11 protein-coding genes are annotated in these 11,730 nt (G+C 45.5%); 9 read left to right on the forward strand and 2 right to left on the reverse strand.

The genetic code is table 11. The features are described 5' to 3' along the window. Positions 1–173: 173 nt before the first annotated feature. On the reverse strand, positions 174–1,106 hold the full coding sequence (gene rnhC / locus F9802_RS13120; protein WP_152152639.1) for a ribonuclease HIII: 933 nt from the start codon (positions 1,104–1,106) through the stop codon (positions 174–176). 90 nt (positions 1,107–1,196) lie between these two features. Here rnhC and zapA point away from each other — a divergent pair, with 90 nt between their 5' ends. The 5 genes from zapA (at position 1,197) to F9802_RS13145 (ending at position 6,623) form a co-directional block, all read left to right on the forward strand. Next, positions 1,197–1,457, forward strand: coding sequence for a cell division protein ZapA (zapA, locus tag F9802_RS13125; RefSeq protein WP_152152641.1), 261 nt, complete (start codon positions 1,197–1,199; stop codon positions 1,455–1,457). A gap of 5 nt (positions 1,458–1,462) precedes the next feature. Then, entirely contained in the window at positions 1,463–2,008 is a 546-nt protein-coding gene (locus F9802_RS13130) for a CvpA family protein (protein WP_152152642.1), read from the forward strand. Between the two features lie 81 nt (positions 2,009–2,089). Beyond that, on the forward strand, positions 2,090–3,811 hold the full coding sequence (gene polX / locus F9802_RS13135; protein WP_152152644.1) for a DNA polymerase/3'-5' exonuclease PolX: 1,722 nt from the start codon (positions 2,090–2,092) through the stop codon (positions 3,809–3,811). A gap of 16 nt (positions 3,812–3,827) precedes the next feature. Further along, on the forward strand, positions 3,828–6,182 hold the full coding sequence (locus tag F9802_RS13140; RefSeq protein ID WP_152152646.1) for an endonuclease MutS2: 2,355 nt from the start codon (positions 3,828–3,830) through the stop codon (positions 6,180–6,182). A 33-nt stretch (positions 6,183–6,215) separates the two neighbouring features. Further along, positions 6,216–6,623 (forward strand): DUF350 domain-containing protein, encoded by a 408-nt coding sequence (locus F9802_RS13145; protein ID WP_152152649.1) that lies wholly within the window; start codon positions 6,216–6,218, stop codon positions 6,621–6,623. 180 nt (positions 6,624–6,803) lie between these two features. Here F9802_RS13145 and F9802_RS13150 read toward each other — a convergent pair whose 3' ends face one another. Further along, positions 6,804–7,793 (reverse strand): glycerophosphodiester phosphodiesterase family protein, encoded by a 990-nt coding sequence (locus F9802_RS13150; protein ID WP_152152651.1) that lies wholly within the window; start codon positions 7,791–7,793, stop codon positions 6,804–6,806. 157 nt (positions 7,794–7,950) lie between these two features. On the opposite strand from F9802_RS13150, the gene F9802_RS13155 reads away from it, so the two are divergent. From F9802_RS13155 to F9802_RS13170, 4 genes are all read left to right on the forward strand, one after another. Then, positions 7,951–9,639, forward strand: coding sequence for a long-chain-fatty-acid--CoA ligase (locus F9802_RS13155; RefSeq protein WP_152152653.1), 1,689 nt, complete (start codon positions 7,951–7,953; stop codon positions 9,637–9,639). A gap of 115 nt (positions 9,640–9,754) precedes the next feature. Further along, on the forward strand, positions 9,755–10,339 hold the full coding sequence (locus tag F9802_RS13160) for a TetR/AcrR family transcriptional regulator (RefSeq protein WP_152152655.1): 585 nt from the start codon (positions 9,755–9,757) through the stop codon (positions 10,337–10,339). Between the two features lie 32 nt (positions 10,340–10,371). Beyond that, positions 10,372–11,145 (forward strand): enoyl-CoA hydratase, encoded by a 774-nt coding sequence (locus F9802_RS13165; protein ID WP_152152658.1) that lies wholly within the window; start codon positions 10,372–10,374, stop codon positions 11,143–11,145. Positions 11,146–11,210: 65 nt separating this feature from the next. Further along, on the forward strand, positions 11,211–11,730 hold a 520-nt coding region (locus tag F9802_RS13170; protein ID WP_152152661.1), incomplete at its 3' end, for an electron transfer flavoprotein subunit beta/FixA family protein.

The raw sequence follows: 11,730 nt of genomic DNA on the forward strand, positions 1-11,730 counted from the left end.
GCCAAAGCCGTACACAAATCAAGCAAACCCGTGCGTAAACCACGGGCTCGTGCACAAATCGAGCATAACCGTTCACAAGCTCAGTAAACCCGTGCATAAATTATCCAAATTGGCGCATAAATCACAGCCCCGCCAAAGAACCGGCCCCGATTCATCGGGACCGGCTGTAACTTTCATCGTTTATAAGCTAGTTTTTTCGCTTTTTCGGCGTTGGCGAAGTGTTTTTTCGTGAAATGAAGGAGGGCATTTTCACCTTTTTCACGTATGAGCCGGGCCGCCGCCGCATCAACTTGGCTGCCAGCGCCTTTCGGAATCGGGAAGCCCGCTTCATCGCTCAATTTGTCCATTTCCTTAACGAATGCATAACGGGCGATGATGGAGGCGGCGGCAACAGATAAGTGGACGCTTTCGCCTTTCGTGCTGAAAAAAACGTTTTCCTGAAAAATGTGCTTTTGTTCTTTTAAATAGCGGTAATATGTGTTTTTTTCAGCAAACTGGTCAATGAGCACGGCTTCCGGCCGCTCCGGGAGAATCTTCACGTGCAAGTTAATGAGTGCCTGGTTATGAAGCAATGCTTTAATTTTTCCTTGAGACATACCTTTTTGCTGCCATTCGTTGTATTTTTCATTTTTTAAAATCAGCAGGCTGTACGGTACAACTTTGGCGATCTTTTTGGCGATGCTGATGATTTGCGGGTCCGTTAAATCTTTCGAATCACGGACGCCGATTGCCTGCAGTTCACTCATTTGTTCTTTGCGCACATACGCGCTGACAACGGTGATGGGTCCGAAGAAATCGCCGGTGCCGACTTCATCGCTGCCGATCACAGACATGCCCGAAAATCCGGGTGGCAAAATGGCAGGAGACGGCTTCTTTTTGTTAGCGGGAGCGGCTTTAGCCGTTTTTCCCTGCCACTTGGCGGTCTCTGCTTCTGCTCCTTTTCCTTGGAACAACACTTTCCCTGAACGGTAGCCGGTAATCGAGCAGGCAGCTGTTTTGGCAGCAAAGACTGCTCCTGGTGGCAGCTTGCCGGTAGAATGGGCAGAATAATGGTCTTTCATTTGCGAAAGGGCGCTGTTTGATACGTTCAATACAGTATGGCTCAATATGAATTCTCCTTCATGCTTACGACTTTTCATGCTTTATTACTCATGTTATGATAACAGGTAGGATTCTTTACGAATGGGGGCATTCCATTGTCGGACGAACAGAAAAACCGAATCACGGTTGATATATACGGACAACATTATACAATTGTTGGCACGGAATCAAAAAGTCATATGCGCCGCGTGGCCCGTTTGGTCGATGAAAAAATGCAGGAAATTAAATCGAAGAATCCTGTGCTAGACTTGAATAAAATTGCTGTTTTGACTGCTGTGAACACAGTTCATGACTATTTAAAGCTAAAGGAAGAAACAGAACTTTTAAAAGAAGAACTAAAAAGACTAAAGGATTGACTAACATGATTGACATCATTTTGCTTCTTTTTTTATTTTCAGGAATTGTCGTCGGCTTGAAGCGCGGGTTTATCCTGCAATTCTTCCATATGGCTAGTTCCATTATCGCTATTATTGCTGCCTTTGCTCTTCGGGAGCAGGTCGCTCCGCTGCTAAAGTGGATCCCGATGCCGCCAATTGACGGAAACCCTGCACTCGGAATTTTATCCGCCGGATTCGAATCTTTCTACTACGGTGCGATTGCATTTATTCTTATTTTTATGTTAGTGAAAATTGCCTTATCTGTACTTGCTTCCTTTATTAATGTGGTTGCCCATATTCCTATTATAAGGGAAGTAAATAAAATTGGCGGAGGAATTCTCGGATTTGTGGAAATCTATGTTGTGCTCTTCGTGCTTTTATATCTTGGCATGCTGCTTCCGCAAGCTGGAATTCAATCAATGATTGCTGATTCGGCTGTGGCTGATTACATGATTCGCAACACGCCTTATTTATCGGACGCACTGAAAAATTTAAATCCGCTCGACCAGCTAAATCGCTTCTCTTTTTAAAAGAGAAGTTTTTGTTTTGTTGGGCTTTTCTGCTACTATAAAGAGAAGAAAACGACTGATTTTGAAAGCATGGTGACGAATATGATCAATAAAAAAGATATTATCCGTTTACTGGAAAAGATCGCAATATATATGGAATTAAAAGGGGAAAATCCATTTAAAATATCGGCTTTTCGCAAAGCAGCAGCTGCGCTTGAAACAGATGAACGCAGCTTGTCGGAAATAGAAGACATTACAAAAATTCCGGGGATTGGAAAAGGAACGAGTGCGGTTATTGAAGAGTACCGCGAAACAGGAGAATCAGCTGTTTTAAAAGAATTGCAGGAAGAAGTGCCGGCAGGTCTTATTCCTTTGCTTCAGCTGCCGGGGCTCGGCGGCAAAAAAATTGCTAAATTATATAAAGAACTCGATGTAAAACATATCGACGAGCTAAAAGAAGTATGTGAAATGAAAAAAGTGCGCGAGCTGGCCGGGTTCGGCGCGAAAACGGAAGAAAAAATCCTCGCTGCCATCGGAGAAGCAGGAAAGCGGCCGGAGCGACTTTCGATTGCGTATATGCTGCCGCTTGCAGAATCGATTGAACAAGCACTCGCTGGCATGCAAGGTATCCGGCGATTTTCACGGGCAGGCAGCCTGCGCCGTTTGCGTGAAACAATAAAGGATCTTGATTTTATCATTGCCGCTGATGATGCACCAGTGGTTAAAGAGCAGCTATTACAGCTTGCCGGTATTAAAGAAGTGATTGCTGCCGGCGACACGAAAGTTTCGGTCGTCCTCGAAGGGCAATGGGACGTATCTGTAGATTTTCGTATTGTGACGGAGAAAGAATTTGCGTCAACGCTTCATCATTTTACCGGCTCGAAAGACCATAATGTCCGCATGCGGCAGCTGGCAAAAGAGCGCGGAGAAAAAATCAGCGAATACGGCGTCGAAACGATTGAAACAGGCGAAGTGAAAACGTTTCAAACAGAAGAAGAATTTTACCATTATTTTGAGCTGCCGTGGATTCCACCGGAAATTCGGGAGGACGGGACAGAAGTGGAGGCATTCAAAGAAGAAGGCAGCTTGATTAAACTCAGTGACATTAAAGGCGACGTTCATCTGCATACAACTTGGTCGGACGGAGCGTATTCACTCGAAGAAATGATAGAAGCGTGTCGCGCCAAAGGATACGAATACATGGCGATCACCGATCATTCCCGCTTTTTAAAAGTGGCGAACGGCTTGTCGGTGGAACGGCTTCTGCAGCAAAATGAAGAAATCCGCCGGCTGAATAAGCAATACGATGATATTGAAATTCTGTCCGGTATTGAAATGGATATTTTACCGGACGGTACGCTTGATTACGACGATGACGTGCTGAGTCGATTAGACTTTGTTATTGCTTCGATTCATTCTAGTTTTTCGCAGCCGCGGGAAACGATTATGGAACGATTGAAAACGGCGTTAATGAACCCGCATGTCGACTTGATCGCCCATCCAACCGGCCGGCTGATCGGCCGCCGTGACGGCTACGATGTTGACGTGGACATGCTAATCGAACTGGCGACAGAAACGAACACGGCACTCGAGTTAAATGCGAATCCGCAGCGGCTGGATTTATCAGCGGATTACTTGAAAAAGGCACAGGCCGCAGGAGTAAAGATATTTATTAATACGGATGCTCATGCGACCGAACATCTTGAATTTATGGAAATCGGTGCCAAAGCTGCAAGAAAAGGCTGGCTCCGTCCTGAAACGGTTGTCAATACGTATAGCAAAGAAGATTTTCTGGCGTTTATTAACCGAAATAAAGGCAAATAGGGAGGATTCCTGTTACGTGAATAAAAAAGTATTAAACACTCTTGAATTTGACAAAATTAAGCAGCAGCTTACCGAACATGCCGCCTCCTCCTTAGGAAGGGAACAGGCAGAATCTTTGCACCCTTCTGTGTCGTTTGATGAAGTGGTTCGCTTGCAGGAAGAAACAGACGAAGCGGCGCGCGTGCTGCGCATAAAAGGACACGCTCCGCTCGGCGGCATTTACAATGTCCGTCCGCAAGTGAAGCGGGCGCAGATCGGCGGCATGCTGAACGGCTTGGAGTTCGTCCAGGTCGCAAGCACGATTCATGCGGGCCGCATGATGAAGCAGTTTATCGCTGATTTGATTGAAGAGGGCGAAGAGCTGCCGATTCTTTCTGAAAAAGGAGGCGAGCTGCCTGTATTAACGCCGCTTGAACAACGGATTAAGCATACAGTCGATGAACACGGCGGTGTACTAGACTCAGCAAGCGAAACTTTGCGGCACATCCGCCAGCAGCTGCGCGCTAATGAAAGCCGGATCCGCGGTAAGCTCGAAAGCTTAATTCGTGGGAAAAACGCGCAAAAAATGCTGTCTGATGCCATTATTACCATTCGAAACGACCGCTACGTCATCCCGGTCAAACAAGAATACCGCGGACAGTATGGCGGCATCATCCATGACCAGTCTTCATCCGGCCAAACTTTGTTTATTGAGCCGGAATCGATTGTGCAAATGAACAACCAGATTCGGGAATTTAAATTGAAAGAACAATTGGAAATTGAACGAATTTTTACCGAGCTGACAGTGGAAGTGGAACAGCACGGAGAAGAATTGTACTATTTAACAGGCTTGCTTGGCGAGCTTGATTTTATGTTTATGAAAGCCAAATTCGGCAAGGCCATAAAAGGTACGAAGCCAATAGTGAATAAGGACGGATATATCCGTCTGAATAAAGCACGCCATCCGCTTTTGCCGATTGATGAGGCCGTAGCAAGCGACATTGAACTTGGCAAAGACTATACGACGATTTTAATTACCGGACCGAATACCGGCGGGAAAACGGTCACAATAAAAACGGTCGGACTGACGACATTAATGGCCCAGTCAGGACTGCCAATCCCAGCGCTAGACGGCTCGGAAACAGCGGTGTTCAGCTCGATTTTTGCTGATATTGGCGATGAGCAGTCGATTGAACAAAGCTTGAGTACATTTTCTTCCCATATGGTGAATATCGTTGACATATTAAAGCATGTAGATGATGACAGCCTCGTCCTATTTGACGAACTTGGCGCTGGCACCGACCCGCAGGAAGGAGCGGCGCTCGCGATGTCGATTCTCGATGATGTGCACAACCGCGGCGCCCGCGTCATAGCGACTACGCATTATCCGGAGCTGAAAGCGTACGGCTACAACCGTGAAGGCGTCATCAATGCGAGCGTGGAGTTTGACGTGGAAACACTCAGCCCGACGTACCGCCTGTTAATTGGTGTGCCGGGACGAAGCAACGCTTTTGAAATTTCTACCCGCCTGGGGCTCGATGCCGGCATTATTCAGCAGGCCCGCGGTTTAATCGGTGCCGATACGAATGAAGTGGATCAAATGATCGCTTCACTTGAACAAGCGCGCAGAAAAGCAGAAGAAGAAGAAAAAGAAGCCCGCGAGTATTTGAAACTTGCGGAACAGCTTCATAAAGATATGCAAAAGCAAATGCAGGATTTTTATGCAAATGAAGAGGAGCTTGCGGAAAAAGCCCGCAAAAAAGCGGCGGACATTGTGGAGCAGGCGAAAGTGGAAGCAGAAGAAGTGATCCGTGATTTGCGCAACATGAGGCTGGAAAAACAAGCAGATGTGAAAGAACACGAATTGATTGAAGCAAAGCGGCGGTTAACAGAAGCCACTCCAGAAACGAAAGCAGCACCAAAGAAAAAAGCAACTGCGACAGAACGAACGCTGAAACAAGGCGACGAAGTGAAAGTGCTCAGCTTCGACCAGAAAGGCACGCTGCTTGAAAAAGCAGGCGATGGCCAGTGGCACGTACAAATCGGTATTATGAAAATGAAAGTGAAAGAAAGCGATTTGCAATTCATAAAGTCAGAGAAAAAAGCCGAACCAAAGCCGCTTGCCACTGTTCGCGGCAAAGATTATCACGTCAGCCTTGAACTTGATTTGCGCGGCGAGCGGTACGAAGATGCGTTAGTAAAAGTGGAGAAATATATTGATGATGCCTTGCTCGCAGGTTATTCGCGCGTTTCCATCATTCATGGTAAAGGAACAGGCGCACTCAGAAAAGGCGTTCAAGACTATTTGAAAAATCACCGGTCCGTGAAGCGTTCCCGTTTTGGTGAAGCAGGAGAAGGCGGACTCGGTGTCACTGTTGTCGAACTGAAATAAAAAGCAAATCCAAAAAAGAGGGGCTTTATTTACATGAACCTATTTTGGGAAAATGAATTCGTGCAGCTGGCTGGCTATTACAGTGTAGTGGTCGTTTGTATTACGTTGTCGTTAGCCGTGTTTGAACTTGTAACCAAATACCGCAATTGGGAAGAAATCAAAAAAGGCAATATGGCTGTTGCAATGGCAACCGGCGGAAAAATATTTGGGCTCTCTAATATTTTCCGTCATTCCATTGCTCACAACGATAGCGTTTTGACGATGATCGGCTGGGGAGCTTTCGGCTTTATTTTGCTGCTTGTCGGCTACTTTATTTTTGAATTTCTAACCCCCCGCTTTAAAATTGATGAAGAAATCGAAAGAGACAACCGCGCCGTCGGTTTTATCTCAATGATCATTTCCGTCGGGCTTTCGTACGTCATTGGTTCAGCTTTAATTTAATAAGGAGATTGGGAAACTTATGGAAACATTAGCGAAAGTACTGCTCGCATTATGCGGCGTCTTTCTTGCCATCGGTATTATTTATATGTTGTTTTTTGCTTGAAAATAAGAGAACTTCCCTGGCGGCTGCCGGGGAAGTTTTCTTATCCCTATTTGAATCCCTTCAATTCTTTATATCCATCATTCTGGTTTGTTATAAATCTCTCCGATCTTATCGATCCGGTTCGTCCAAATGCCGCCTGTATAATTTTCCGGCAGCCTTTTTATGTCTTCTTCAGAGTCAAAGCCGGAAGAGAAGCCGCTGCCGTTTCCGCCGACGATGATCGTTCGGACATTTGCTTCATCCATTCTGTCGAGGAATCGGTTTGGCCATCCCCAAAGGAAAGGGGCGATTTTCTCGGGAACGTGGAGCTCTGTATTTTGGCAAGCTTCAGGTACATGGCCGGTCCACCCTGTCGCTATGTAAGGAATCAGGCACGCTTTCATTGTTTCCTTGGACATCACTTTCATTTCCGGCAATTGTTTCCGCAGTTCGGCCACCGGTTCATCACCGCCATAGACCGTGATCGCTTTTAATCGTTCCTTCGGAAATTGCGACAAGTATTGAGCGAGCAGAGTGCCTTCTTCGGGGTCATTGCTCTTTACATGAATGAGCAGCGGCTCGTTCGGAAAATGCTTCATTACTTCATTAAGAGAGGGCATAAGATTGATGCCTTTTCCTCGAAAAGGATGAGTCTTTCCTCCGTCAGCTGTGTAGCCATACCCGATATCGAGCTTTTTTAACTCGGCCATCGTGTAATCGCGAGTCACACCTGTGCCATTCGTCCGGCAGTCAAGCGTCCAGTCGTGAAAAACGGCAAACTGATTATCTTTAGTAATATGGACATCTAGTTCAACGATATCTGCTCCCGCTGCAAACGCTGCCTCCATCGAAGGGATGGTATTTTCCAAAAATGAGTGTTCCGGCGGATAAATCCGCTCAGCGGTACACGTATCACCTTCCACGCCCTCCAGACTAAATGTTTGGGCGATTCCCCGATGGGCAAGAAGCAGCGGTTTGCCTTCTCTTTCCTTCGCAAACAGCGAGCTGTTGTTAATATACATAAAGACCATCAGCACGAGAAGCAGCCAAACAATCTTACTTTTTTTTATTCTTTTAAAAAACTTCATAAATATCCTCCACCTTATGATCTTAGCTTTCCTATGAATCATACAAAATAAGCTGAATGTTCACAATTGCTTTTTTAACATTTGGCAAAGCTGGAACGAATATATTATAATTGAATAGAATATTGTTAATATTCTAACCGAATGGGGAGGGATGGAAATGAGTAATCATCCATGGCTTGCACACTACCCGGAAACTATACCAGCTACATTGACTTACGAGGAGAAGCCGGTGCAAATGTATTTGACGAATGCGGCGAAAGATTATCCTGAAAAAACAGCGATTCATTTTATGGGGAAAGAGCTGACATTTCGGGAAGTGTATGACTCTTCTTTAAAGCTCGGGCATTATTTAAGGAAGCTCGGTATCGAAAAAGGCGATCGGGTAGCGATTATGCTGCCAAACGGACCGCAGGCGGTTATTAGTTATTTTGGCGTTTTGTATGCCGGCGGTGTTGTTGTCCAGACAAACCCGCTGTATACAGAAAGAGAAATAGAGTATCAAATGAAAGATTCAGGTCCCAAAGTCATCATTACCCTGGATATTTTATACCCCCGCGTACGGCAGGCAATGAAGCACACCGATTTAGAACATATTATTGTAACCGCTGTCAAAGACTATTTGCCTTTCCCTAAAAACATTATTTATCCTTTTATACAGGCAAAACAAACGGGCTTGAAAGTTTACGTGGAAGAACGCGGAACAAATCATGAGTTTAAGCGCATTATGGCGTTAGAATCAGCGGAAGAACTAAATATCCCTATTAATTTTGAAGAAGACCTTGCTTTGCTTCAATACACGGGTGGCACGACTGGTTTTCCGAAAGGCGTGATGCTGACCCACAAAAATCTTGCAGCGAACGCTTCTATGTGTGCGTCTTGGTTGTATAAGTGTAAAACAGGAGAAGAAGTTGTACTCGGAGTGCTGCCGTTTTTTCACGTATATGGCATGACGACGGTCATGATATTATCGATTATGCAAGGATATAAAATGGTGCTGCTGCCAAAATTTGATGTGAAAACCACTTTAAAAACAATCCAAAAGCAGCGGCCGACATTGTTTCCAGGCGCTCCCACTATTTATATTGCACTATTAAATGATCCTGACTTGAAAAAATATGACTTATCTTCGATTCATTCGTGCATTAGCGGTTCGGCACCACTCCCGGTTGAAGTGCAGCAAAACTTTGAGAAAATTACAGGGGGCAAACTCGTCGAAGGATACGGGCTATCTGAAACTTCTCCCGTCACTCATTCCAATTTTCTATGGGACCGTGAGCGGGTCAAAGGCAGCATCGGTGTCCCATGGCCGGATACAGAAGCAGCTATTTTATCAATGGAAACGGGGAAAATCCTGCCACCGGATGAAGTGGGGGAAATTGTAATTAAAGGGCCGCAGGTGATGAAAGGCTACTGGAACCGGCCGGAAGAAACAGCTATGACGTTTAAAGATGGCTGGCTGCTCACTGGAGATATTGGTTACATGGATAAGAATGGATATTTCTTTGTCGTCGATAGAAAGAAAGATATGATCCTTGCCAGCGGTTACAATATATATCCGCGCGAAATTGAAGAAGTGCTGTATGAACATGAAGCGGTACAGGAAGCAGTGGCTGTGGGCGTGCCTGATCCGTATCGGGGAGAAACAGTCAAAGTCTATGTGGTGTTAAAAGAAGGTTACTCTGTAACAGAAGAAGAATTAAACGAATTTGCCAGAGCTCATTTAGCGGCATATAAAGTTCCAAGAATGTATGAATTCAGAGAGGAATTGCCCAAAACGGCCGTCGGTAAAATATTGCGGCGTGTACTAGTGGATGAAGAGAAAAAGAAAATAGAGAAAATAGGCTGAATAAAAAGAAAATGCTTGTCCCCCTCTTGACTCTTTCAGCGGGAAAAGGTAATATAAAGTGGTGAATGAATAGTCATTCATTTTTCATACATCGAAAGAGCGGGAGGGGCAGCCTATGAAAAGAAACAAACCTAAATATCATCAAATTATTGATGCAGCTGTTGTAGCGATCGCAGAAAATGGCTATCATCAAGCCCAGGTTGCGAAAATAGCCAAGCAAGCAGGAGTCGCAGACGGCACAATTTATTTATATTTTAAAAATAAAGAAGACATTTTAATTTCATTGTTCCAGGAAAAAATGGGCAGTTTCGTCGAGAAAATTCAACAAGTTTTAGCAGGAAAAACAACGGCAGCAGAGAAGTTATTATTGTTGGTGGAAAACCATTTTGCGATGTTGTCTGAAGATCGGCATTTAGCAGTCGTGACTCAATTGGAGCTCAGACAGTCAAATAAAGAACTCCGCCTGAAAATTAACGAAGTGCTCAAAGGCTATTTGCAGCTCATTGACGACGTGTTAAAGGAAGGCGTCGAAAAAGGTGAATTCAAAGCGTCACTCAACCTTTTGCTTGCGAGGCAAATGATTTTTGGGACAATTGATGAAACCGTTACCACCTGGGTGATGAATGAGCAAAAATACGATCTTACGGCACTTGCTCCCGAAGTAGGAGACATGCTGTTAAATGGGTTTTCGATCCGCTGACCTTTATCGAACAAAAGGGGGATGGTGAAAAAATGGAATACATATCGTGGAAAAGAGAAGGGCGGGTAGCTGAGGTTTTTATTCAAAGGCCGCCTGCCAACGCTCTTTCTGGCTCAGTGATTGCTGACATTGAGCAAGCGCTCAGTGAAATCGAGCAGGACAAAGAAATACGAGTCGTCCTTATTAGCGGCGAAGGTAAATTTTTTTCAGCCGGTGCCGACATTAAAGAATTTACGACAGTAGAAAGCGGGGAAGAGTTCTCGAAGCTTGCTGCCAGGGGACAGCGGGTATTTGAGCGGATTGAAACCTTTTCAAAACCGGTCATCGCCGCCATTCACGGAGCAGCACTCGGCGGCGGACTGGAACTTGCGATGAGCTGTCATATCCGGCTCGTGACCGAACAGGCAAAGCTCGGATTACCCGAACTTTCTCTTGGACTCGTTCCTGGTTTCGCAGGTTCACAGCGTCTGCCGCGTTACGTAGGTACAGCGAAAGCAGCGGAATTATTGCTGACAAGCGAGCCGATTACCGGTAAAGAAGCTGTGCAGTGGGGGCTGGCTAATCATGCCTATCCAGAAGAGGAGCTGCTCACGAAAGCGAGAGAGATGGCTGCGAAAATTGCTTTAAAAAGTCCGGTCAGTATGAAAGCAGCGATCGAACTGCTCAATTTTTCAAAGCATGCCGAGTATCATCAAGGGGTGGCAAGAGAAGCAAAGCTATTCGGAGAAGTATTTGAATCTCAAGATGCAAAAGAAGGCATCGGCGCGTTTATTGAAAAACGCCGGCCAGAATTTACAGGTAATTAATTTTTTCGGAAAAATATTCGCAATCTTTTAAAAGCACAGAAAAGAACAAAATGGGAGGGGAAAACATGAATATTTACGTATTGTTAAAAAGAACATTCGATACAGAGGAAAAAATCAGCGTAGTTAATAGAGCGATTCAGGAAGACGGCGCGGAATTCATCATCAACCCGTACGATGAGTATGCGGTCGAAGAAGCGATTCAAATCCGCGACGATAAAGGCGGCGAAGTGACGGTCATCTCGGTTGGCACGGAAGAAGCGGAAAAGCAGCTGCGCACGGCGCTTGCGATGGGGGCGGACAAAGCGGTCCTCATTAATATCGAGGATGACGTCGAAAACGGCGATCAATTTACAACGGCAAAAATTCTTGCGGAATACTTAAAAGACAAAGACGCCGACTTAATTATCGCCGGCAACGTGGCAATCGATGGCGGCAGCGGCCAGGTCGGCCCGCGTGTCGCAGATCAGCTCGGCATTCCGTACGTGACAACGATCACGAACATTGAGATCGACGGTGAAACGGTAAACATTATCCGCGACGTCGAAGGCGATTCAGAAAAAATCCAAACATCCCTGCCATTGCTTG

The organism is Bacillus aerolatus, assembly GCF_009183655.1.
GTDB classification, from domain to species: domain Bacteria; phylum Bacillota; class Bacilli; order Bacillales; family Domibacillaceae; genus Pseudobacillus; species Pseudobacillus aerolatus.

Coding starts and splice junctions, on each gene's coding strand:
- F9802_RS13130 (WP_152152642.1), top strand. CDS start 1,463: ATGATTGACATCATTTTGCTTCTTTTTTTATTTTCAGGAATTGTCGTC.
- polX (WP_152152644.1), top strand. CDS start 2,090: ATGATCAATAAAAAAGATATTATCCGTTTACTGGAAAAGATCGCAATA.
- F9802_RS13145 (WP_152152649.1), top strand. CDS start 6,216: ATGAACCTATTTTGGGAAAATGAATTCGTGCAGCTGGCTGGCTATTAC.
- F9802_RS13150 (WP_152152651.1), bottom strand. CDS start 7,793: ATGAAGTTTTTTAAAAGAATAAAAAAAAGTAAGATTGTTTGGCTGCTT.
- F9802_RS13155 (WP_152152653.1), top strand. CDS start 7,951: ATGAGTAATCATCCATGGCTTGCACACTACCCGGAAACTATACCAGCT.
- F9802_RS13160 (WP_152152655.1), top strand. CDS start 9,755: ATGAAAAGAAACAAACCTAAATATCATCAAATTATTGATGCAGCTGTT.
- F9802_RS13165 (WP_152152658.1), top strand. CDS start 10,372: ATGGAATACATATCGTGGAAAAGAGAAGGGCGGGTAGCTGAGGTTTTT.